Origin of the sequence: Bradyrhizobium sp. 164 (assembly GCF_023073715.1) — a bacterium.
GTDB lineage: Bacteria > Pseudomonadota > Alphaproteobacteria > Rhizobiales > Xanthobacteraceae > Bradyrhizobium.
Window position 1 is genome coordinate 72,845 of the sequence record NZ_JADPKA010000008.1, and the last position, 21,780, is coordinate 94,624.

General features: G+C 65.2%; 18 protein-coding genes and 1 tRNA gene. 13 read left to right on the top strand and 6 right to left on the bottom strand.

Annotated features, from left to right (window positions below; all coding sequences use genetic code 11):
* Positions 1-69: 69 nt before the first annotated feature.
* On the bottom strand, positions 70-417 hold the full coding sequence (locus IVB01_RS03500; protein ID WP_247281044.1) for a DUF6481 family protein: 348 nt from the start codon (positions 415-417) through the stop codon (positions 70-72).
* Positions 418-680: 263 nt separating this feature from the next.
* Between IVB01_RS03500 and IVB01_RS03505 the strand changes: the two genes are divergently transcribed.
* The 3 genes from IVB01_RS03505 to IVB01_RS03515 all read left to right on the top strand — a co-directional run bounded on the left by IVB01_RS03505 (position 681) and on the right by IVB01_RS03515 (position 2,160).
* Positions 681-908: a hypothetical protein gene (locus IVB01_RS03505; protein WP_247281045.1), complete on the top strand. Its 228-nt coding sequence runs from the start codon at positions 681-683 to the stop codon at positions 906-908.
* Between the two features lie 76 nt (positions 909-984).
* On the top strand, positions 985-1,197 hold the full coding sequence (locus IVB01_RS03510) for a hypothetical protein (RefSeq protein ID WP_247281046.1): 213 nt from the start codon (positions 985-987) through the stop codon (positions 1,195-1,197).
* Between the two features lie 198 nt (positions 1,198-1,395).
* Positions 1,396-2,160, top strand: coding sequence for a hypothetical protein (locus tag IVB01_RS03515; RefSeq protein ID WP_247494247.1), 765 nt, complete (start codon positions 1,396-1,398; stop codon positions 2,158-2,160).
* A gap of 296 nt (positions 2,161-2,456) precedes the next feature.
* On the opposite strand, the gene IVB01_RS03520 is transcribed toward IVB01_RS03515, so the two are convergent.
* Positions 2,457-2,618: a hypothetical protein gene (locus IVB01_RS03520; RefSeq protein ID WP_247281048.1), complete on the bottom strand. Its 162-nt coding sequence runs from the start codon at positions 2,616-2,618 to the stop codon at positions 2,457-2,459.
* A 250-nt stretch (positions 2,619-2,868) separates the two neighbouring features.
* Between IVB01_RS03520 and IVB01_RS03525 the strand changes: the two genes are divergently transcribed.
* Both IVB01_RS03525 and IVB01_RS03530 read left to right on the top strand, forming a co-directional pair.
* A complete protein-coding gene (locus IVB01_RS03525; RefSeq protein WP_247281049.1) occupies positions 2,869-3,057 on the top strand; it encodes a hypothetical protein in 189 nt (62 codons plus the stop codon).
* Positions 3,058-3,307: 250 nt separating this feature from the next.
* Positions 3,308-3,526: a hypothetical protein gene (locus tag IVB01_RS03530; protein ID WP_247281050.1), complete on the top strand. Its 219-nt coding sequence runs from the start codon at positions 3,308-3,310 to the stop codon at positions 3,524-3,526.
* 428 nt (positions 3,527-3,954) lie between these two features.
* Here the strand turns inward: IVB01_RS03530 and IVB01_RS03535 are convergent, their stop codons facing one another.
* Complete coding sequence (locus IVB01_RS03535; protein ID WP_027574503.1) at positions 3,955-4,182, bottom strand: DUF2171 domain-containing protein; 228 nt, start codon at positions 4,180-4,182, stop codon at positions 3,955-3,957.
* 124 nt (positions 4,183-4,306) lie between these two features.
* On the opposite strand from IVB01_RS03535, the gene IVB01_RS03540 reads away from it, so the two are divergent.
* Complete coding sequence (locus IVB01_RS03540; protein WP_247281127.1) at positions 4,307-5,590, top strand: hypothetical protein; 1,284 nt, start codon at positions 4,307-4,309, stop codon at positions 5,588-5,590.
* A gap of 55 nt (positions 5,591-5,645) precedes the next feature.
* Here the strand turns inward: IVB01_RS03540 and IVB01_RS03545 are convergent.
* A tRNA-Arg gene (locus IVB01_RS03545) sits at positions 5,646-5,722 on the bottom strand.
* A gap of 405 nt (positions 5,723-6,127) precedes the next feature.
* Between IVB01_RS03545 and IVB01_RS03550 the strand changes: the two genes are divergently transcribed.
* The 6 genes from IVB01_RS03550 to IVB01_RS03575 all read left to right on the top strand — a co-directional run bounded on the left by IVB01_RS03550 (position 6,128) and on the right by IVB01_RS03575 (position 17,316).
* Positions 6,128-11,332, top strand: coding sequence for an alpha-2-macroglobulin (locus IVB01_RS03550; protein ID WP_247494248.1), 5,205 nt, complete (start codon positions 6,128-6,130; stop codon positions 11,330-11,332).
* 9 nt (positions 11,333-11,341) lie between these two features.
* Positions 11,342-13,540 carry a penicillin-binding protein 1C gene (pbpC, locus tag IVB01_RS03555; RefSeq protein ID WP_247281052.1) on the top strand — a complete coding sequence of 733 codons (2,199 nt, stop codon included), beginning with the start codon at positions 11,342-11,344 and terminating at the stop codon, positions 13,538-13,540.
* A 50-nt stretch (positions 13,541-13,590) separates the two neighbouring features.
* Positions 13,591-15,333, top strand: a complete 1,743-nt coding sequence (locus IVB01_RS03560) for a glycosyltransferase family 39 protein (RefSeq protein WP_247281053.1) — start codon at positions 13,591-13,593, stop codon at positions 15,331-15,333.
* Positions 15,334-16,179 (top strand): phosphatase PAP2 family protein, encoded by an 846-nt coding sequence (locus IVB01_RS03565; protein WP_247281054.1) that lies wholly within the window; start codon positions 15,334-15,336, stop codon positions 16,177-16,179.
* A gap of 64 nt (positions 16,180-16,243) precedes the next feature.
* Positions 16,244-16,981: a glycosyltransferase family 2 protein gene (locus IVB01_RS03570; protein ID WP_247281055.1), complete on the top strand. Its 738-nt coding sequence runs from the start codon at positions 16,244-16,246 to the stop codon at positions 16,979-16,981.
* Positions 16,978-17,316 carry a lipid-A-disaccharide synthase N-terminal domain-containing protein gene (locus IVB01_RS03575; protein ID WP_061881543.1) on the top strand — a complete coding sequence of 113 codons (339 nt, stop codon included), beginning with the start codon at positions 16,978-16,980 and terminating at the stop codon, positions 17,314-17,316. Before IVB01_RS03570 ends, IVB01_RS03575 begins: the two co-directional genes overlap by 4 nt.
* Positions 17,317-17,325: 9 nt before the next feature.
* Here IVB01_RS03575 and IVB01_RS03580 read toward each other — a convergent pair whose 3' ends face one another.
* Positions 17,326-19,017 (bottom strand): Na/Pi cotransporter family protein, encoded by a 1,692-nt coding sequence (locus tag IVB01_RS03580; protein WP_247281056.1) that lies wholly within the window; start codon positions 19,015-19,017, stop codon positions 17,326-17,328.
* A 155-nt stretch (positions 19,018-19,172) separates the two neighbouring features.
* Complete coding sequence (metC, locus tag IVB01_RS03585; RefSeq protein ID WP_247281057.1) at positions 19,173-20,357, bottom strand: cystathionine beta-lyase; 1,185 nt, start codon at positions 20,355-20,357, stop codon at positions 19,173-19,175.
* Positions 20,358-20,754: 397 nt separating this feature from the next.
* On the opposite strand from metC, the gene IVB01_RS03590 reads away from it, so the two are divergent.
* Complete coding sequence (locus IVB01_RS03590; RefSeq protein WP_247281058.1) at positions 20,755-21,771, top strand: amino acid ABC transporter substrate-binding protein; 1,017 nt, start codon at positions 20,755-20,757, stop codon at positions 21,769-21,771.
* The last annotated feature ends 9 nt before the right edge of the window (positions 21,772-21,780 follow it).

A 21,780-nucleotide genomic window follows, 5' to 3' on the forward strand; every position in this document is an offset into this window, starting at 1 on the left:
GCGCGCTCCGGTGGACCATCTCGAAGTGAAGTGAACTGAGGCGTGCCTCAGTTCAATTTGATTTGAACGCTACTTCCGCTTGGCCTTGCGGGCCGCGTAGCGGGCGTCGCGCTTTGCCTTCTGCTCGGCCTCGAGCGCAGCCATCCTTTCGGCCGCCTCCTGAGCCTCGCGTGCAATCCGCGCGGCCTCGGCTGCCTTCGCCTCTTCCTCGCGGCGCTTCTGCTCAGCCTTCTCCGCGTCGCGCGCGGCCTTTGCCTCGGCGCGCTTCGCTGCGAGAGCCTCGCGCTCGGCGCGCTTCGCCGCAACCGCGGGATCATCGGGCCCGGGTTGGGATTTGAATTTGTTCAAAAGATTTTTGCGTGCGTCCTGCGCCGCCTTCTGACGGTCTGCGAAACCGGGTTCCCTGAATCCACTCATCGACCAGCCTTGTCTTCCTCGCTTTCGATCCTAAATCACTGCCTGTTGGTACGTCGGCTGGGCATAGCAGGCGCCACGCGACGCACATGCGTGTACATCGACGCACGTCGCAACGCCACCCAAATCGCAGCCGATCAGGTCAACGAAAAATCGCCCCCCGACGATCTCTCGTAGCCCGGAAAAACTGCCGAATTGTGATGTCCCTCATAAGGGAGCACGCGGAGCGGCGCCTAGCGTCCGCCCCAACGAGACGGAGCACGGGCATGACGATCTTCCGACTGAGCCTGAAGGCGCTCGGAGCTGCCTTCGTGGTGGCGGCGCTGGCCGGCGCCGCGTTGCTGCTAGCCCGTCCGCAGCCGATCGAGAGCGCCGTGTTGGGCGCCGATTGGGAGTGCACCCGGACCGCATTCGTGCTCACCACCTGTGCACCGCGGACGACCCCGGCGGTCGAGACCTCGCGCAAGGATGCAATCCGGCCGACCCGGGGCTGAACTGGATCGGACGATCGGATGTGACGCCACGTCGCAGAGGTGCTAAAGGCGCCTTGCCCGACCGAGTCTGGTAGCCATGTCCAAGCCCGAATCGGGCCCGAAGCCCAAATCCTCTCAAAAGTCCCCATCCGGCGACAACCGGCGCGGCGCGGTCGCCGGCTTGATTATTGCGATCGTGATCCTGGGCGTCGGCTGGTGGCTCGCGCGGGATCTCACGGCCGCCAGCAAGATGCAGGACTGCCTGATGTCAGGGCGGAGCAACTGCAACGTGATCGAGCCGGCGCGCTAGGAGCGGTCCGGCGCGCACCGCTGCAGCTCTTTCGGGCCAAAAATTGCTCTGATCTTAATCATTTTTAACGGGACTTGGCCGATCAAGCAGGTCAGTTATGTCAGCCCGGCGTCAGCTCGGCGTGAGATGAAGCGTTTATCGCGCCAGGAACCACGGCAATTGAGCACGGCAATCGAGAGAGTAGGGGGTCAAACACGCATGAGTGCGTCCAGCCGCATGAAGATCATCATTCCCTTGGTTTCGGCCATGTCGTTGCTCGCGCTGTCGGCGCAGGCGCAGGAGGCCAGACCGCCGAAGGAGGCCGGCCAACAGCCGGCAGGGTCGCGACCCGGCGCGCCGCCCCAGGACAATCAGTCCATGCGCAAGGGGCCTCCGCCGCAGCAGGCGGCCCGGCCCGCGCTGCAGCCTTCCGGTCAGCCTCATGCCGGTCCCGGCTCGCACAATGCCGGCGGCCCGCCCGCGCGCAATTATGCCCGCGGGCCCGCACCGGCGCGCGATTGGGGCGGTCACGCCTATCGCGGCAACCGCGCCTGGGAGGGCGGACGCTGGCGCCACGAGGTCCGCAACGGCCGATCGGGCTGGTGGTGGGATGTCGGCGGCGTCTGGTATTATTATCCGCAGCGCATGGCCGGACCGCCGGCCTACATCTCCGAGGAGTATATCGACGACGTGCCGGTGGCTTATGCGCCGCCGCCGGCGGCGTACGCGCCGCCACCGCCTCCGCCGCCAGCTGATCCCGGTGCAAGCGCGCTGGGCGGCGCCATCGTCGGTGGGGTGCTGGGCGGCCTGCTCTCCGGCAATGCAACCGGAGCTGCCGCAGGCGCGGTTCTCGGCGTGGCGACCGGCGCGATCGCCGGCGCTACGGCCGCCTCGCAACCCGGCTACTATCTGGCTCAGGGCGTTTGCTACTACCGCTATCCCAACGGTCAGTATGTGCAGGCCGATCCCCGCGCATGCTACTGAGTTTTCCCAGCCGGATTTGAAGCGCAGAAGCGGGCTCAGGCCCGCCTCTTTCGTCTGGCGCCCCGCGATAGGCATCACATCCAGCACTGCGCTCGCTGACACTCACGCAAGTCTCGAAAGAAAACGTCGGGATGATTCGCGGGGTGTAGCTCATGCTGGATTCCATCCAGATCAGCATGGCGTGGTGGGACATGATCGTTTGCGGGGGGATCAAGCTCTCGCAGGTACTGCATTAGCTGTTCTAGCGCACCATCGGCGGCGGCTCCCCAGCGGGCAGACCAAATCGCCTTTGCGCTTCAAGATACCAGCCAGTTGAAAAACGCCATCGCGGCCCAGACCAGGCCGCCGATCCATGCCAGCATTACGATGGTGATGGTGCCGAGATAGGCGATCCCGAGCAGGGCGGACCCTTGTCGTTGGGTCGGGACGACCACCTCGGCTGCTGCTTTGTGTGTCATGAGCGGACCATCCTGTCCTCTGCGCTCCTGCAAGCGCTCGCGCCTAGAGAGCGCCAAGTAGTGTTTATCGGAGATGCCGTCCGCAGCCTGTGAGGCAATTCACAGACCAGTCTGAATGACACACCAGTCTGAATGAATCTCGGCCCTGGCGTCACGATGCCTGCATACATCGAAGCGATCGCTCCGGAGTCTCCCGTGACAATTCCGCCGGACGCCGGCGCTGCCCCGCAATGATACGGACGAAATTGCCATGCGCTTGTCCAGATCGGCCGGTTATACGGTCGGCATCATGTGCAGCAAGTACGATCCACAGCACGAGGCCGAGGCCGCGATGAAGCGGGCCGCTGCGTCCGAAGGCGCTGATCGGCAGCGCCTGATCCAGCTGGCCCTGGCTTGGCATCAGCTCGCCCGCGACCGGCGTGAGGAGCGGACGGATTAGCCGCATTCCCGCCGACAGCCCTTTCGTGGCAAGAAAAACCCCGTGCTCGGGGGGACAAGCACGGGGTTCTTCAAAGCCGACCGGGGCTGGTAGGTCGGCACCACCTGTTTCGTCGCATGCAACGTGCCGGTGGTGAACTCGTTCCATGACGCGCAGAAATTTATCGCGCCTTTGCCCAGGGCGACCGGCTTGCGCGGTCCACCTCGGCTCAGATCTCGGAACATTCGATCCGCAGCAGCGTTGGCCGGCCATGACCGACCCCGAATTGCGTGCACAGTCCTTCGAGATCGCCTGGAGATATCTCGACCAATCCGGTCTGCTAACCGGTGAACCCAAGGATTCAGCCCGCTTCATCCTGAACAGGATCGACCGCATGATGCTGCGCGGCGAGCGGCGCAGACTGCTACTGTCAAACGCCGCGATTGATGCCTACCGGCTGCGGCCTCTGCTCGTGACGCTGGATGCATGATCGATACGCCGCCGGGTGCGTCTGGTCGCCTCCACGCGCCCAGGCCCGAACGGCGAAGGCCAGTTGATGGTGACCAACCGCGACATCCGTCAGAGAAGCTTGCACAACTTCGAGGCGCTTCGCAATTCCGCCCGGGCTCACGTCTACGGCAGCGTCGATCGCCAAAAATGCCATGGCGCTGGCGGCAACCCCGGACGTGATGGCGATTCTTGTCCAATCGGATGGCGGCATCACAATAACCTTCGACAGCTCTTTTGCATGCCGGATAGGTAGGGCTCTGCTGTCCGCTGGACAGGCCTGCGCACGCTTTCTTGAAGTGCGATAGATTTGCAAAGTTTGCTGCGTAGCGATGTTGCGCTTGACACGAATCGGCGAACCCCGAAACGGGTCCGTGAACAAAGAAAAAGCCCCCAAAGGGGCTTGCTGTGTTATGCCGCTTCCGTTTTCGGCACGGCGTCGGCGTTCACCGACAGCTTGACGACATCGCCTTCGACGGCGCCGACATATTTCGTGTCGATGTAGTGATGGTGGTCCTTGTGACCTTCGGGACTGTCCTTCCGGGTCAGCTTGATGCGGTTGCCCTCGACGCGGTCGACGGTGCCGACATGGGCGCCGTCCTTGCCGATGATTTTCATGTGCTCTCTGATATCAGCCATATGGTCCTCCTTGCACAGTCTTTAACTGCGAAGAGCGGCCTTCGTTGCAGGCCGCGCGGGCAGATACTGGACCCAACGCAGGGCGCAGACGTTGAATTGCGGATGGCACATGTCCAAGATCCGCATGGAGACGCTTGAGGCCTATCTGGAACGAAAGCATCAGGAACTCAGGCTATTGAATGATTGTCTGAGAAACCGGCTCGATTTGGCACGTCCGCGATCCGTCGACGAGGTCGTCAGGTCCAAATTCCAGATCACTGCGGCGCTGAGAGCGGAGCATGAGCTGCATGAGTGGAAGGCGACGGAGACGGCCTGGTCGCACACGGCCGATCCCGCCAGCGGGCCGTTCCAGTTCAGTTATGACTACCAGCGGGCCGATCTCAGGGTACGCGGTCCTTCGTTCTATGAGCTCGCGTGCGGCTGCACGATCGAGACGATCTATACCGCGTCAGGCATGGCCGCGATCTCCGCTGTGCTCCTCGCTTCCGCACAGATCATCGACAAGGCCGACATCCTGGTGCTCCCGAGCACCTACGGCGAAACGCTGGAGCTGATCCGAAGCTTTGTCCCGCACCTGCAACTCGTCGGCTTGAAGCCCGCGCTGGGCGATGGGTTTGCCCGGGGGAATTCTCCGCAAATCCTGTTGCTCGATTCCTGCTCCTTTGCCGGCGCTTTCGAGGCGGCGCTCCGCAGTGACGGCTCGGGGCTCGATCTCCTCGTCTTCGACACGACCTGTTTCGCCGGCAGATCCGGGCGGATCAGACGCGTCCTGCGATGGGCCCGGCGATACGGAATTCCGCTGGTGCTGGTGCGAAGCCACAACAAGCTCGATTCGCTCGGAGCGGAATATGGCCGGCTCGGCTCGGCGGTTTTCGTCTATGACAAGGAGCACGAGCGGCGGGCAGGGCGCCTTGACTGCAAAGGGCTCGCCGCCGCAACGCGTAACGCGGTGCGGCTGCTCGGCGGCGCGGCGTTGCCGGCACACTTCCCGCCCTTTGCGGGCAGTGCAACCTACTGGGCTCTGACGAAAAGGCGCGTTGCGGCGATCTTGCGCAACGGACGAAGCACGGCCCGATATTTTGCCGCAAGGCTCCCGGCGCTCTCGGCCGAGCTCCATTTCACCCACGGCCTCTACGTTACGCTTCGGAGCAGGCATCCGCTGGACGAGGCGAGCGCGCGACAGGCCGCCGAAGACATGAGCAACGAACTCCGCGCCGAGGGTTTTCCCATCCGTCACGCCGGCAGCTTCGGTTTCGACTTCGCCGCGACCGAGTGGTTTCACGATGCCACTAGGGAACAGTATAGCGTCCGGGTGGCTATTCCCGATCTTCCGACGGAGCTCTGGAATGATCTGGCCGCGGCGATTGCGTCGTGGTGGCGGGCGCATCAGGCCGAGGTTGGAAGATGAACGCCGCTGCGGCGCCGCGGGGGCCGAGCGAGACTAGCCCCCTTTTAGCGTCGGTTGGCGATCCCGGCAGGACTCGAACCTGCAACCCGCGGAGTAGAAATCCGCTACTCTATCCAGTTGAGCTACGGGACCGTCTTCAGCCGCCCCGGTTTTGAGGGCCGGCTGTTCACCTCCATGCCAATAGGAAAATTCTTGCCTTTCGCCAAGTCTGAACCGAACCGTTTTCCTCAGAGCGGCGACAAAGCGGAACGGTGGCGTGTCAGGGTGCCGGGTCGAGCGGCAGCGCGACGGACGATGGATCACATCTCCGGGAACGCTGAATAGCTTCCGGGACACGGGCGCCCCCCGACTGGTCTCTGGTATTGATGCGCCGTCAGGACACGTGCGCGGAGGTATCTTGATCGGTCTCCTCTGAGCTTGCGTTGTCATGGCGAAGCGACGATTTGCACCCTTGGTTCCATCGCCTTGAGTCCGTCACCTTTCCGCGCACTTCATTTTGCCGCCGCGGCGCTCGTCCGCGATTTCCGGGAGTCCCTCATGATCGGTCTGATCCGCGCCGTCACACTCTGCGCCACGCTGGCGCTCGGCCTTGGCGCAGCGCAAGGAGCCGACAAGGCGTTCAAGCGCGACGATCTTGCCGATTCCGCGATCAAGCTGGAAGCCCAGATCAAGAGCGAGGCGGGACCGGTCGCCAAGTCCATTGCGACGCTGCGCACCGACGCCGACGCCGCATTCCGGCGCAACGACTATCGCACCGGCCTTTCGGTGCTCGGGCAGATTGCGGCGATCACGCCGGAGGATACCGGCAACTGGCTGCGGCTCGCCAAGGTCATCTTCCAGATCTCGCCGAAGAGCTCGAGCGAGCAGACGTTCCTCTGGGAGCGTGCGTCGACCGCCGCCTACATCGCCTATATGCGTGCCGGGAATTCGGGCGAGGAGGCCGACGCGCTCGCCGCGCTCGGCAAGTCGCTGGCCGAACGCAAGCTGTGGCGGCCGGCGCTGGATGCGATGCGGCTGTCGCTGGACATGCGCGAGGTCGCCGACGTCCGCGGCCCGTATGAAAAGCTGCGCGATGAGCATGGTTTTCGGCTGCTCGACTATACCGTGGACTCGGATTCGGCGAGCCCGCGCGCCTGCTTCCAGTTCTCTGAGGAGGTGGCCAAGCGGACCGACTTTGCGCCGTTCCTGGCGTTGGCCGGCACCGACAGGCCGGCGCTGTCGGCCGAGGGTAAGCAGCTCTGCGTCGACGGGCTGAAGCATGGCGAGCGCTACAACATCAACCTGCGCGCCGGGCTGCCGTCGGCCGTGAAGGAGGGTCTGCCGAAATCGGCCGAATTCAATGTTTATGTGCGCGACCGGAAACCCTTCGTGCGCTTCACCAGCCGCGCCTATGTACTGCCGAGGACCGGCCAGCGCGGCATTCCCGTGGTCAGCGTCAATACGCCCGCCGTCAGCATCAACGTGTTCAGGATCGGCGACCGCAACCTGATCAACACGGTTGTGGACAGCGACTTCCAGAAGACGTTGTCGAAATATCAGCTCACCGATCTCGGCGACGAGCGCGGTGTCAAGGTCTGGTCCGGCCAGCTCGCGACCGCGACGACGCTGAACCAGGACGTCACCACCGCATTCCCAGTCGATCAGGCGCTCGGCGAGCTTCAGCCTGGCGTGTACGTCATGACCGCCGCGGCCAAGGGGCCAGGCTCCGACGATGATTACCAGCTCGCGACGCAATGGTTCATCGTCTCCGATCTCGGCGTGTCGGCCTATTCCGGCAACGACGGCATCCACGTCTTCGTCAACTCGCTGGCTTCGACCGATCCGGTCGGCAAGGCCGAGGTGCGGCTGGTTGCCCGCAACAACGAGATCTTGGCTAGCCGCAAGACTGACGACAGCGGCCACGTGCTGTTCGAGGCGGGGCTCGCGCGCGGTGAGGGCGGGCTGTCGCCGGCGCTGCTGACCGTAACTGGCGATAACGCCGATTATGCCTTCCTCAGCCTCAAGACGAGCGCCTTCGACCTGTCCGACCGCGGCGTTTCGGGCCGCGCGGTCCCGGCCGGCGCCGACGCCTTCGTCTATGCCGAGCGCGGCGTCTACCGTTCCAGCGAAACCGTCTATCTCACTGCGCTCTTGCGCGACGGGCAGGGCAATGCCGTGACCGGCGGGCCGCTCACGCTAGTGATCGAGCGTCCCGACGGCGTCGAATTCCGCCGCGCCGTGCTGTCCGACCAGGGCGCGGGCGGCCGCACGCTCGCCGTGCCGCTCAACTCGGCCGTCCCGACCGGGACCTGGCGAGCGCGCGCTTTCACCGATCCGAAGGGCGCCTCGGTCGGCGAAACCACCTTCATGGTCGAGGATTACGTCCCCGATCGGATCGAATTCGACTTGTCCGCCAAGGACAAGCTGATCAAAGCTAATGCTCCAGTGGAGCTGAAGGCGGACGGTCATTTCCTCTATGGCGCGCCGGCCTCGGGCCTTCAGCTCGAAGGCGACATGCTGGTCGCGCCTGCGAGCGAGCGTCCGGGCTTTGCCGGCTACCAGTTCGGCGTCAACGACGAGGAGACCACCTCGAACGAGCGCACGCCGCTGGAGAACCTGCCTGAAGCCGACGCCAATGGCGTTGCGACCTTCCCGGTGACGCTGGACAAGCAGCCGGCCTCGACCCGCCCGCAGGAGGCGCAGATCTTCGTCCGCATGGTCGAGACCGGCGGTCGCGCCGTCGAGCGCAAGCTGGTGCTGCCGATCGCGCCAGCGACCGCCATGATCGGCATCAAGCCGCTGTTCGGCGACAAGAACGTCGCCGAGGGCGACAAGGCCGAGTTCGACGTCGTGTTAGTCTCGCCCGAGGGCAAGACGCTCCCCCGCGATGGCCTCCGCTACGAGCTCCTGAAGATAGAGTCGCGCTATCAGTGGTATCGCCAGAATAATTACTGGGAGTACGAGCCGGTCAAGTCGACCTCGCGCGTCGCCGATGGCGATGTCGTGATCGCCGCCGATAAGCCGTCGCGGATTTCGCTGAACCCCCAGCCCGGCCGCTATCGGCTCGATGTGAAGTCGAACGACGCTGACGGCCCGGTGACCTCCGTGCAGTTCGACGTCGGCTGGTACTCCGATGGCAGCGCCGACACACCGGACCTGTTGGAGACCTCGATCGACAAGCCGCAATACGCCTCCGGCGACACCATGACAGTGTCGGTCAATGTGCGCAGCGCCGGCAAGCTGACCATCAACGTGCTCGGCGACCGCCTGCTGACGACGCAGACCATCGACGTCAAGGAAGGCACCGCGCAAGTCAAGCTTCCGATCGGCAAGGACTGGGGCACCGGCGCCTACGTCGTGGCGACGCTGCGCCGTCCGCTCGATGCGGCCGCCCAGCGCATGCCGGGCCGGGCGATCGGCCTGAAATGGTTCGGCATCGACAAGCAGACTCGCACGTTGCAAGTGAAGCTGACGCCGCCGGCGCTGATCCGGCCGAACTCGACGCTGAAAATCCCGGTCAAGCTCGACGGGCTCAATCCGGGCGAGGACGCCAAGGTCGTCATCGCCGCAGTCGACGTCGGCATCCTCAACCTCACCAATTACAAGCCGCCGGCGCCGGATGATTACTATCTCGGCCAGCGTCGCCTCAGCGCCGAGATCCGCGATCTCTACGGGCAACTCATCGATGGGATGTCGGGCACCCGCGGCCAGATCAAGTCCGGCGGCGACGCCGGTGCGGGCGAGCTCCAGGGCTCGCCGCCCACGCAAAAACCGCTGGCCCTGTATTCAGGCATCGTCACGCTCGGCGCTGACGGCACCGCAGAAGTGAGCTTCGTCATTCCGGAGTTCGCCGGCATCGCGCGCGTGATGGCGGTGGCGTGGACCGCCACGAAACTTGGTCGCGCCAGCACCGATGTCGTGATCCGCGATCCCGTGGTGCTGACGGCGACCCTGCCGCGGTTCCTGCTCAATGGTGATCGCGGCACGGTCAATCTGGAGATCGACAATGTCGAGGGCCAGGCCGGCGACTATGTCGTCAACGTGAAGGCGGGCGGCCCGGTGAAGATGACTGGCAATCCCGCCACCACGGTCAAGCTTGCCGCCAAGCAGCGCAACGCGTTCTCGCTGGCGATCGATGCAACGGCCGCGGGGCAGGCGACGCTCGACGTCGACATCAAGGGACCGAACGGCCTTATGCTCGCGCGTCACTATGCGCTCGACGTCAAGGCGGTGACGCAGGTGTTGGCGCGGCGCTCGATCCGTACCCTGGCGAAGGGCGAGAGCCTGACGCTGACCGCGGATATGTTCTCCGATCTCGTGCCGGGCACCGGCAGCGTCTCGGTGTCGGCCAGCCTGTCGACCGCGCTCGATGCGGCGACGATCCTGAAAGCGCTCGACCGCTATCCCTATGGCTGCTCGGAGCAGATCACGAGCCGCGCGATGCCATTGCTCTATGTCAATGACCTCGCCGCCGGGGCGCACCTCGCCATGGATACCGAGGTCGACCAGCGCATCCGCGACGCGATCGAGCGGCTGTTGGCGCGCCAGGGTTCGAACGGCTCGTTCGGCCTGTGGTCGGCCGGGGGCGACGATGCCTGGCTGGATGCCTATGTCACGGACTTCCTGACCCGCGCCCGCGAAAAGGGCTTTGCAGTGCCGGACGCGCTGTTCAAGAACGCGCTCGACCGCATCCGCAACTCCGTCGTCAATGCCGACGAGCCAGAGAAAGACGGCGGCCGGGAGCTCGCCTATGGCCTCTATGTGCTTGCCCGTAATGGCGCAGCTCCGATCGGAGACCTCCGCTATCTCGCCGACACCAAGCTCGCCAACCTTGCGACGCCGATTGCGAAGTCGCAGCTCGCGGCGGCGCTCGCGCTGGTCGGCGATCGTAACCGCGCGGAACGCGTCTATGGCGCCGCACTCGATAGCCTCGCGCCGAAGCCCGCACTCGAGTTCGGCCGCACCGACTACGGTTCGCAGCTCCGTGATGCTGCGGCGCTGGTCTCACTCGCCAGTGAAGGAAACGCGCCGAAGGCGACGCTGACGCAGGCGGTGTCGCGGGTCGAGACCGCGCGCGGGCTTACGCCCTACACCTCCACGCAGGAGAATGCCTGGCTGGTATTGGCGGCGCGCGCGCTCGCCAAGGAGAACCTGTCGATGGAAGTCGACGGCCAGCCGGTGAAGACTGCGCTCTATCGCAGCTACAAGGCGGCGACGCTGGAGGGCAAGCCGCTGAAGATCACCAACACTGGCGATGTGCCGGTGCAGGCGGTGGTCTCGGTGTCGGGCTCGCCCGTGACGCCGGAGCCGGCGGCGTCGAACGGCTTCAAGATCGAGCGCAACTACTTCACTCTCGACGGCAAGCCGGCCGACATCAGCAAGGTCAAGCAGAACCAGCGCTTTGCGGTGGTGCTGAAGATCACCGAGGCCAAGCCCGAGGACGGCCACATCATGGTGTCGGACTATCTGCCGGCGGGCCTCGAGATCGACAATCCGAAGCTGGTCTCGTCCGGCGATAGCGGTACGCTGGACTGGATCGAGGACGGCGAGGAGCCTGAGGATACCGAGTTCCGCGACGACCGCTTCACCGCGGCTATCGACCGCGCCTCGGACTCAAAGTCGGTCTTCACAGTCGCCTATGTCGTGCGCGCAGTCTCGCCGGGCAAATACGTGCTGCCGCAGGCCTATGTCGAGGACATGTATAATCCCTCGCGCTACGGCCGTACCGGGACGGGCACCGTCGAGGTGCGGGCTGCGAAGTGAGCAACGAGGATGAGTGACGCTCTGAACGCGCCAAATTCTCCGCCGTCATGCCCGGGCGCGTCCCGGGCATCTACGGCTTTTGGGGCCGCGGGCAAGAACGTGGATGGCCAGTACAAGCGCGGCGATGACGTAGCCAGCGGCAAGGGCCATCGCGTCCTCTCAGCCGTCGCCCTCACACTCATCCTCGCCATCGTCGGGTTCGTCGCCTGGGTCTACTCCCTCGGTCCGCTGCCACTCGACGAGGCGCGGCAGGTCTCGACCACCATCGTCGACCGCAACGGCAAGCTGCTGCGCGCCTATGCCATGGCCGATGGGCGGTGGCGGCTGCCCGTCGATGCCAGGACGAACGTTGATCCGACCTATCTTAAACTGCTGCTGGCCTATGAGGACCAGCGCTTCTATGCGCATGACGGCATCGACCCGCTGGCGCTGGGCCGGGCCGCATTGCAGCTTGCAACGCGCGGCCACATCGTGTCGGGCGGCTCGACCATTACCATGCAGCTTGCGCGGCTGATGGAGCCGCGGCGACAGCGCTCGCTCTATGCCAAGCTGCGGCAGATGGTTCGCGCGATCGAGATCGAGCGGAGCTTGAGCAAGGACGAGATCCTCGACCTTTATCTCGCGCTCGCGCCTTACGGTGGCAATCTCGAAGGCATCCGCGCCGCGTCGATCGCATATCTCGGCAAAGAGCCGAAGCGTCTGTCGCTGGCCGAGGCCGCGCTGCTGGTCGCACTCCCGCAATCGCCGGAGACGCGCCGGCTTGATCGGCATCCAGAGACAGCCCGCATTGCGCGTGATCGTGTGCTCGACCGCATGGTCTCGGAGCATCAGGTCAGCGCGGAGGATGCAAAGCAGTCCAAGGCCGTTGCCATTCCGAAGCTGCGCAAGCCGATGCCGATCCTGGCGCCGCATGCATCCGACACCGCGCTTTCCACGGCGAAGGACACGCCGGTCATCAGGCTGACGCTGGACGCGAACTTGCAGAAGGTGCTGGAGCCGCTGGCACGTGATCGCGCCATTGCGCTCGGGCCCAACATCTCGGTCGGCATCATCGTGGTCGACAATGAGAGCGGCGACGTGCTCGCCCGTGTCGGCTCGGCCGATTATTTCGACGAGAGTCGGGCAGGGCAAGTCGACATGACTCGCGCTATCCGCTCGCCGGGCTCGACGCTCAAACCTTTCATCTACGGGCTCGCCTTCGAGGATGGCTTCGTGCATCCGGAGAGCCTGATCGACGACCGGCCGGTTCGCTTCGGCTCCTACGCGCCGGAAAATTTCGACATGATGTTCCAGGGCACGGTGCCGGTGAAGAAGGCGCTGCAATTGTCGTTGAACGTGCCCGCCATCGTGCTGCTCGATCGCGTTGGCTCCAGCCGGCTGGCCTCGCGGCTGCGGCAGGCTGGTGGCAATCTCGTGCTGCCCAAGGACGAGGCGCCGGGGCTTGTCATGGGTCTCGGCGGTGTCGGAATCACGCTCCAGGACCTCGTCCAGCTCTATACGGGCTTCGCCCGGCTCGGCACCACCAAGCCGCTGCGCGAGGTCATGACTGACAGGGATGATCGCGAGCCGTTGCGGCTGCTCGATCAGGTCGCGGCCTGGCAGGTCGGCAACGTGCTTCTGGGCACACCGCCGCCCGAGAACGCCGCCCACAACCGGATCGCCTTCAAGACCGGCACCTCCTACGGCTATCGCGATGCTTGGTCGGTCGGGTTCGACGGCCGCATGACCGTCGGCGTCTGGGTCGGCCGGCCCGACGGCGCCCCGGTTCCCGGCCTGATCGGGCGCGTCGCTGCCGCGCCGATCCTGTTCGACGCGTTCGCCCGAACCGGCAAGACGCTCGCTCCGTTGCCGAAGCCGCCCAAGGGAACCCTGGTCGCCAGCAATACCAAGTTGCCGCTGCCGCTGAAGCGGTTCCGTCCCGTTGGGGAATTGGTGCGCACCGGCGGCGAGCAGGCGCTGCACATTCAGTTTCCGCTGAACGGCTCGCGGATCGACGTCGATCGATCGAGTGGTCGGGAGGGCGCGGCGATGCCGGTCAAGGTCGCCGGCGGCGTTCTGCCCATGATCGTCATGGTTAACGGAACCGCGCTTGGCGAGATCGACGGCCGTCGCCAGCGCCTGATCGATCCGCCCGGTCCGGGCTTTGCGCGGCTCACCGTCATCGATGCGACGGGCGCCGCGGACACAGTTGTCATTCGAATTCAATGACCCTGCCTCAAGCGGTTGTGGCGATGGCGGTTTCAGCGTAAGCGGAACCAATGGCCGAGACCTACCCGAGCCCCCGTTTTGGAGCACCCCGCGAGCCGAAAGCGCCCGTGAATCCGGGCAGCGGGCTCGTGCGCATGCTCGATATTGTCACGGCCAGTCACGCCCGTGCAGTCGGCTTTCTGGTGCTGAGTGCGCTGCTGCTGTTCCTGCCGGGCTTCTTCACCATCCCGCCTATTGACCGCGATGAAGCGCGCTTTGCCCAGGCCACCAAGCAGATGGTCGAGAGCGGCGACTATGTCGACATCCGCTTCCAGGAGGATGTCCGCTACAAGAAGCCGGTCGGCATCTACTGGCTGCAATCGGCCGCGGTCGAAACCGCCGCGGCGCTCAAGCTGCCGAAGGCCGAATTGCGCATCTGGGTCTACCGGCTGCCGTCGCTGCTGGGAGCGATCGGCGCCGTGCTCATGACCTATTGGGCCGCACTCGGCTTCGTCACCCGGCGTGCCGCGGTGCTGGCGGCGCTGATGATGTCCGCCTCGGTGCTGCTCGGCGTCGAGGCGCGGCTGGCCAAGACCGACGCGATGCTGCTGCTCTGCGTGGTCGCCGCGATGGGCGCGATGGCGCGGGCCTACCTGTCATGGCAACGCGCCGAGGACGAGACCCATCCGCCCTGGAGCTGGCCGGCGATCTTCTGGAGCGCGCTCGCCATCGGCATCCTGATCAAGGGTCCGCTGATCCTGATGTTCGCGGGCCTCACTATCGTCGCGCTCGCGATCCAGGACCGCGACGCCTCCTGGCTGCGGAAGCTGCGCCCGGTCTGGGGCCTGATGTGGATGCTGGTCCTGGTGCTGCCCTGGTTCGTCGCAATCTTCTGGCGCGCGGGCGAGGCCTTCTTCGCCGATTCCGTCGGCGGCGACATGCTGAGCAAGTTAGGGGCCCAGGAATCCCATGGCGCGCCGCCCGGTCTTTACCTCGCGCTGTTCTGGATCACGTTCTGGCCGGGCGCGCCGCTCGCGGCCATGGCGGCGCCCGCAGTGTGGCGAGCGCGGCGCGAGCCCGGCGCGCAGTTCCTGCTGGCCTGGCTGGTCCCGTCCTGGATCGTGTTCGAGGCCGTACTGACCAAGCTGCCGCATTACGTGCTGCCGCTGTACCCCGCGATCGCGATCCTCACCGCGGGCGCGCTGGAGCGGCGTGTGCTGTCGCGGTCCTGGCTGATGCGCGGCTCGGCCTGGTGGTTCGCGATCCCCGCGGCCGCCTCGATCATCGCCGTGGTCGGCGCCGTGATGCTGACGCGCCAGCCGGCCTTCGTGGCCTGGCCTTTCATCGCGGCGTCGCTGATCTTCGGCCTGTTCGCCTGGTGGCTCTACGACAACAATCGCGCCGAGCGCTCGCTGCTCAACGCGCTGGTCGCCGCGCTCATGTTGGCGGTGACGGTCTACGGAATCGTGCTGCCGTCGCTGACTCCGCTGTTTCCGAGCATCGAGATCGCGCGCGCGCTTCGCAACGTCACCTGCGTGGGACCGAAGGCGGCTGCTGCCGGCTATCACGAGCCGAGCCTGGTGTTCCTGACAGGCACGCAGACGCTGCTCACCGACGGCTCGGGCGCAGCTGACTTTCTGCGGCAGGGCAGCTGTCGCTTCGCCCTGATCGAGCAACGCTCGGAGCGTAGCTTCGTGCAGCGCGCCGAGGCGATCGGGCTGCGCTACAAGGTTGGCACGCGCATCGAGGGCTACAATTTCTCGCAAGGGCGCGCGATCTCGATCTCGATCTTCCGCTCGGAGGGCACCGAATAGATGCGGGCCCCGAACGACATTGGGCCGCCTGCAGGCTATCCCGCGCAATTGCTCGCCGTGTCCTGGCGCGCGCTGGCGCAGCTCGTGCGCACGCCCTCGCATTCGCGCCGCGCCGAGGCCGCCCGGAAGCTGGCGCGGCATTCGCTCTGGCTCAGCGCAGCAGGCGCAGCCCTGGTCATCGTGCTGATGGTCGGGCTCGACCAGACTGAGATCCAACTGATGCCGGCGCGCGGCACGCCAAGCCTCTGGCCGATCCGCATCCTCACCGACTTCGGCAAGGACGAGTATGTGCTGTCTCTCCTGGGCGCTGCGCTGGTGGTCGTGGCCTTCGTCGCGGCAGCACTGCACGGGACCCGCCGCGCGTTGCTGCTCGGCCTCGGCACGCGGCTGCAATTCATGTTTCTGTCGGTTGCCGTGTCGGCGTTCGCTGCCGAGATCCTGAAATATCTCATCGGGCGCGGACGTCCGTTCGTCGGCGGCAAGCCCGATCCGTTCAACTTCGTCCCGTTGGAGGGCACGGGTGCCTACGCCAGCCTGCCGTCGGGCCATGCGGTCGCCGCATTCGCCTTGGCGTTTGCAGTGTCGGCATTGTGGCCGCACCTGCGCGTATTCATGTTCACTTACGCGATCGTGATCCTCTTGACCCGCTTGGTGCTGCTCGCGCATCACCCGAGCGATGTCGTCGCCGGCGCCATGGTCGGCCTGGTCGGTGCCATGGCGGTCCGCTACTGGTTTGCGGCCCGAAAACTAGGCTTTGCCATCCGGGCGGACGGCACCATCGTGCCAATTGCGGGGATGGTCTCCGGCCGCCTCAAAAGGGTTGCCCGCCGGACATCCGGCCCATAAAAGCGGCTGCCTGCCGGACCGCCGGTTCCACGGGGCAGGCCCATTCCAACCCACGAGCCTCGATTTGTCGACGTCCCAGCCTTCGGTTTCCATCGTCGTTCCCGTGCGCAACGAAGCCGAGAACATCGCGCCCTTGATCGAGGAGATCACGGCGGCGCTCGATGGCCGCTGGGCCTATGAGATCATCTATGTCAACGACGGCTCGACGGATGCGACCGGCGAGCGGCTCAGCGCCATGATGAAGCAGCGGGACAATCTGCGTCAGCTCCGCCATGCGAGATCGGGCGGCCAGTCGGCGGCGGTGCGCAGTGGCGTGCGTGCGGCGCGCGGGATGATCGTGGCCACGCTTGACGGAGACGGCCAGAATAATCCGGCGTTTCTGCCGGACCTGATCGCGGCAGTCGAGAAGGGAGCAGGGCGGGTCGGGCTCGCCGCCGGCCAGCGGATCGGGCGCAAGGACACCGGCTTCAAGAAATTTCAGTCGCGCGTGGCGAACGGCATTCGCAACGCGATCCTGAAGGACGGCACGCGCGACACCGGCTGCGGCCTGAAGGCGTTCCGGCGCGACGTCTTCCTGATGCTGCCCTATTTCGACGGGCTGCATCGCTTCCTGCCGGCGCTGGTCCGCCGCGAGGGCTACGACATTGCCTATGTCGACGTGATCGATCGGCCGCGCCGCGCCGGCGTGTCGAATTATGGCTTTTTCGACCGGCTGTGGATCGGCATCATGGATCTCGCAGGCGTGTGGTGGCTGATCCGGCGCAAGAAGCCGACGCCAGATGTGACCGAGGTGAACCCATGATCATCCAATACGGTCAAGCGCTGAGCAACTATCTCTACGACGTCTTCGTCGCCAAGTTCGATTTCTGGCTCGCGTTCGGCCTCGTCGCGCAATTGTTCTTCACCGCGCGCTTCCTGGTGCAGTGGATCGCGAGCGAACGCGCCGGCAACAGCGTGGTGCCGATGGCGTTCTGGTTCTGCTCGATGGGCGGCGGGCTGATGACGCTGGTCTATGGCGTCGTGAAGCGCGAGCCCGTCATCATCCTCGGACAGTCGCTCGCGACCATCATCTACATCAGAAACATCATGCTGATCTGGAAGAACCGCGGCAGCGCCTCGAAGACGCTGGATCGCTGACCGGAGACGCTAGTGCGGCAGCGCCGACGCCGCGCCTGACGCGGGCAGGGCAGCTGCTTCGGCCGCACTCCTCCGATAGGGCTCACCTGCCGCGTCCAGCACGGGGTAGGCGACCGAGCAGATATGCGAGTGGATGCGACGCAGATCACGCAGCACGTCCAGATGCAGCGACGTGGTCTCGATGGTCTCGGGGCGGCCCTTCCGCAGCCGGTCCAGATGGCGCTCGACCGCAGCAAGCTCGGTGTTGCGCAGCGCCGTCTTCTCTACCAGCAGCTTGCGCGCCTCATTGGCGTCGCCCGACATGAAGACGCCGAAGGCGATCCGCAGCGAATCCATCGTGCGCTTGTGGAAAGCGGCGAGCTCCTCAGCCCCTTCGGCCGAGAATTGGAAGCGCCGCTTGATCTTCTTGGTGGCGAGCTCGCTCAGGCTCTTGTCGATGATGTCGCCGATATGCTCGAGGTTGATGGCGAAGGAGATGATCTCCATCGCGCGCCGCCCTTCGCTCTCGTCGAGGCTGCCTCGCATGAGTTTTGTGACGTAGAGCTTGATGGCCTCGTCCAGGCCGTCGACGAGATTGTCCGTCTTCGAGACCTGGTCGACCAGTGCGCGGTCGCCCGTCATCATCGCGGCCATCACCTTGCGCAGCATGACCTCGACGAGATCCCCCATGCGCAAGGTCTCGCGGGCGGCGTCGGCCAGCGCCAGTGACGGTGTCTCCAGTGCGGTCTCGTCGAGATAGCGCGGGCGGGCCGGATCGGCCTCCTTGACGCGATCGGGCAAGAGGCGGGTCAACAGACGCGACATGATATCGAGCAGACCGATGAAGAGGACGGCGGTGCCGGCATTGAAGGCGATGTGGAAGGCCGCCGTCAGCTTGGCGAGATCGGGCTGCCAGGCGTGCATGTGCTCGGCGATCGCGCCGAGGAAGGGCAGGACGAGAGCAATCCCGATCGCGCGGTTGATGAGATTGCCGACCGGCAGGCGGTAGCTCGCGGGATCGTCGCGCCTGGCGCCCTCGAACACCGGATTGATGGCGCTGCCGAGATTGGCCCCGAGCACCAGCGCCAGAGCCGCGGCAGGCGAGATGAACTGCGAATAGGCCAGCGACATGATCAACAGGACGCTGGCGACGCTCGAATGTACAGCCCAGGTGACGAGAGCGGCGATAAAGATGCACAGAATGGGGTCGCCTGTTATGGCCGACATCACGACGCGCACGCCGGGTGCGTTCTCCGCCGGCGCCAACGTGTCGAGCAGGATGTGCAGCGAGAGCAGCATCAGGCCGAGGCCAATGCAGACTCGGCCGATGTCCTTGATCCGGGATCGCGGGCCGGAGCGGAAGGCGACCAGGCCGAGCACGAACAGCACCGGGGCAACGGCTGCGATGTTGAACGACAGCACCTGCACGATCAGCGTCGTGCCGACATTGGCCCCGAGCATGATGGCGAGGGCGGCAGCGAGGCTGACGAGGCCCTCGGCCGCGAACGAACTGGTGATCAGCGCCGTCGCCGTGCTGCTCTGGAGCAGGGCGGTGAGCCCGAGGCCGGCAGCGAAGGCGCTGACGCGGTTGCTCAGCGCCTTGCCGAGCAGGCGCCGAAGGTCGGGACCGAAGGCGCGCAAGATCCCGCTATGGACCATGTGCAGGCCCCACAGCAACAGCGCCACGCCGCCCATGAGATCGAGCAGAACCAACGTTCCCATGCTCCGTGTCCGGATTGGAGTCGATTGGTGAGGCTAGCGCCAAACGTCGGCGGATCAAACCATTTGTTGGCGCGTCGGCGTTAACGTTTACGGCGCGTGCACGTTCCCCCGGCGCGCGATGGCGCGTCCGCCGGCACGATGCCTTGTGAGCAGGCTCACATTGCCGCTTTCAGTGCAGCGAAGCCGCGATCGAGATCGGCCTTGAGATCATCGACGCTCTCGAGCCCGATGTGCAGACGCAGCGTCGGGCCGCCCGGCGCCCATTTGGTCGCGGTGCGATAGCTGTCGCAGTCGAACGGAATCACGAGGCTCTCGAAGCCGCCCCAGGAGAAGCCCATGCCGAACAGTTTGAGCGTGTCGAGCATGGTGTCGACTGCCTTCTGCGGCGCCGGCTTAAGCACGATACTGAACAGGCCGGACGCGCCGGTGAAGTCACGCTTCCAGATCGCATGGCCGGGATCGGTTTCGAGTGCCGGATGCAGCACGCGCGCGACCTCCGCCCGGCTAGCCAGCCAGCGCGCCATGTCGAGTCCCGAACGATGATGCTGCGCCAGCCGCACCGACAGCGTGCGCAGGCCGCGTAGCGCCAGGAAGACGTCGTCGGGGCCGGCGCAGACGCCGAGCAGGCGGATGCCTTCGGCGACCATCGGCCAGGTCTTTGCGTTGGCGGAGATGGTGCCGAACATGATGTCGGAATGGCCGCCGATATATTTTGTGGCCGCCTGCATGCTGATGTCGACGCCCTGTTCAAGCGACCGGTGATAGAGTGGTGTCGCCCAGGTATTGTCGTCGATGACGAGCGCGTCGCGCCCATGCGCGACCTCGGCGATGGCGCGGATATCTGGCATTTCGAACGACTGCGAGCCTGGCGCCTCCACCAGCACCGCGCGGGTGTTGGGCTTGAACAGCTTCTCGATCCCGGCGCCGATCAGCGGATCGAAATAGGTGGTCTCGATGCCATAGCGGGTGAGCATGCCGTTGCAGAAATTGCGCGAGGGCCGATAGACGTTGTCGCAGACCAGGAGATGGTCGCCGGCGTTCAGCACCGAGAGCAGGGTGGTCGAGATCGCCGACAGCCCCGACGGCACGATGCCGACGCCGGCGCATTGCGGCCCCTCCAGCGCCATCAGCGTCTCCTGGAAAGCCTTGGTGGTGGGGGAGCCGTGGCGGCCATAGGTGAACTCGCCGCGATGGGCGTGCAGGTCCTCGGCGGTCGGATAGAGCACGGTCGAGCCGTGAAACACAGGCGGATTGACGAACCCCTTCTGCGCCTTGGTGTCGCGGCCGGAGGTGACCAGCCGGGTCTCGGCATGCTGCTGGGAGGGGTGCGAGGAATCCATGCGTCTGCTTTCAAAACCGCGTTTCCGCCGGGCGCGTCGCGCCCGCGGGGCTGGCCGAAAGGCCGCCGCCGTTAATAACAGAATACAGAAGAGTCCCGTCAACCCCTTGACCCGGCACGCCAGTCGTTCTGTGATGCGCAGGTGCTATTCAGTCGCCGCATGTTGAGGGGCCTGCTGCGACCTTCGATCCATCGCCTGAACGGACTTCGCGTCACAGCCATCCCGGCGGGCGCCTCTTCGGCGGGACGAAGGTATGGCCTCCCGGGATCGGCGGGTGTTCGGCTAGGTTTTCCAGCATGAGTCTTGCAAGACTAGCCTAGGTACGATTAGCCCTGGCAGAGATGACCCCAAAGACAACGTTCCCGACCTTGAGGCGATTTTGAAAGGCCCAAAGCCCATGAAACGCGTAACCCTGGCTCTCACTCTTGCTCTCGCCGCCGGCCTCTCGGCCCAGGCCGCCGATGCGCAAACGCTCAAGACCGTCAAGGACCGGGGCATGCTGTCCTGCGGCGTCAGCCAGGGGCTGCCAGGCTTTTCATCGCCGGACGACAAGGGCAATTGGACGGGGCTCGACGTCGACGTCTGCCGCGCCATCGCCGGAGCGATCTTCAACGATCCGACCAAGGTCAAGTACGTGCCGCTGTCCGCCAAGGACCGCTTCACGGCGCTGCAATCCGGCGAAATCGATGTGCTCTCGCGCAACACCACCTGGACCATCTCGCGCGACACCTCGCTCGGCGCCAACTTCACCGGCGTGACCTATTATGACGGGCAGGGCTTCATGGTGAAGAAGTCGCTCAAGGTGAACTCGGCGCTCGAGCTCAACAGCGCATCGGTCTGCGTGCAGACCGGCACCACCACAGAGCAAAATCTCGCCGACTATTTCAAAGCCAACAACATGAAGTACGAGGTGATCGCGTTCGGCACCAACGACGAAACGGTCAAGGCCTATGAGGCCGGCCGCTGCGACGTCTTCACGACCGACCAATCGGGCCTGTACGCCAATCGCCTCAAGCTCGCCAATCCCAACGACCATATGGTGCTCCCCGAAATCATCTCGAAGGAGCCGCTTGGGCCGATGGTGCGCCACGGCGACGACCAGTGGTTCGACATCGTGAAATGGACGCTGTTTGCGATGATCACAGCCGAAGAGCTCGGCGTGACCTCGAAGAACGTCGACGAGAAAGCGAAGCTGGAAAGCCCGGAGCTGAAGCGCGTGCTCGGCAGCGACGGCAATTTCGGCGAACAGCTCGGCCTGACCAAGGACTGGGTGGTGCGGATCGTGAAGGCGGTCGGCAATTACGGCGAGGTGTTCGACCGCAACGTCGGCGCGGGCTCGCCGCTCGCCATCAACCGCGGTCTCAACAACCTCTGGAACAAGGGCGGTCTCCAGTACGCGCCGCCGATCCGCTGATCATCCTGA

Bases quoted from the DNA above. Each gene is read 5' to 3' on its own strand.
- IVB01_RS03500 (WP_247281044.1), bottom strand. From the start codon at position 417: ATGAGTGGATTCAGGGAACCCGGTTTCGCAGACCGTCAGAAGGCGGCG.
- IVB01_RS03505 (WP_247281045.1), top strand. From the start codon at position 681: ATGACGATCTTCCGACTGAGCCTGAAGGCGCTCGGAGCTGCCTTCGTG.
- IVB01_RS03510 (WP_247281046.1), top strand. From the start codon at position 985: ATGTCCAAGCCCGAATCGGGCCCGAAGCCCAAATCCTCTCAAAAGTCC.
- IVB01_RS03515 (WP_247494247.1), top strand. From the start codon at position 1,396: ATGAGTGCGTCCAGCCGCATGAAGATCATCATTCCCTTGGTTTCGGCC.
- IVB01_RS03520 (WP_247281048.1), bottom strand. From the start codon at position 2,618: ATGACACACAAAGCAGCAGCCGAGGTGGTCGTCCCGACCCAACGACAA.
- IVB01_RS03525 (WP_247281049.1), top strand. From the start codon at position 2,869: ATGCGCTTGTCCAGATCGGCCGGTTATACGGTCGGCATCATGTGCAGC.
- IVB01_RS03530 (WP_247281050.1), top strand. From the start codon at position 3,308: ATGACCGACCCCGAATTGCGTGCACAGTCCTTCGAGATCGCCTGGAGA.
- IVB01_RS03535 (WP_027574503.1), bottom strand. From the start codon at position 4,182: ATGGCTGATATCAGAGAGCACATGAAAATCATCGGCAAGGACGGCGCC.
- IVB01_RS03540 (WP_247281127.1), top strand. From the start codon at position 4,307: ATGGAGACGCTTGAGGCCTATCTGGAACGAAAGCATCAGGAACTCAGG.
- IVB01_RS03550 (WP_247494248.1), top strand. From the start codon at position 6,128: ATGATCGGTCTGATCCGCGCCGTCACACTCTGCGCCACGCTGGCGCTC.
- pbpC (WP_247281052.1), top strand. From the start codon at position 11,342: ATGAGTGACGCTCTGAACGCGCCAAATTCTCCGCCGTCATGCCCGGGC.
- IVB01_RS03560 (WP_247281053.1), top strand. From the start codon at position 13,591: ATGGCCGAGACCTACCCGAGCCCCCGTTTTGGAGCACCCCGCGAGCCG.
- IVB01_RS03565 (WP_247281054.1), top strand. From the start codon at position 15,334: ATGCGGGCCCCGAACGACATTGGGCCGCCTGCAGGCTATCCCGCGCAA.
- IVB01_RS03575 (WP_061881543.1), top strand. From the start codon at position 16,978: ATGATCATCCAATACGGTCAAGCGCTGAGCAACTATCTCTACGACGTC.
- IVB01_RS03580 (WP_247281056.1), bottom strand. From the start codon at position 19,017: ATGGGAACGTTGGTTCTGCTCGATCTCATGGGCGGCGTGGCGCTGTTG.
- metC (WP_247281057.1), bottom strand. From the start codon at position 20,357: ATGGATTCCTCGCACCCCTCCCAGCAGCATGCCGAGACCCGGCTGGTC.
- IVB01_RS03590 (WP_247281058.1), top strand. From the start codon at position 20,755: ATGAAACGCGTAACCCTGGCTCTCACTCTTGCTCTCGCCGCCGGCCTC.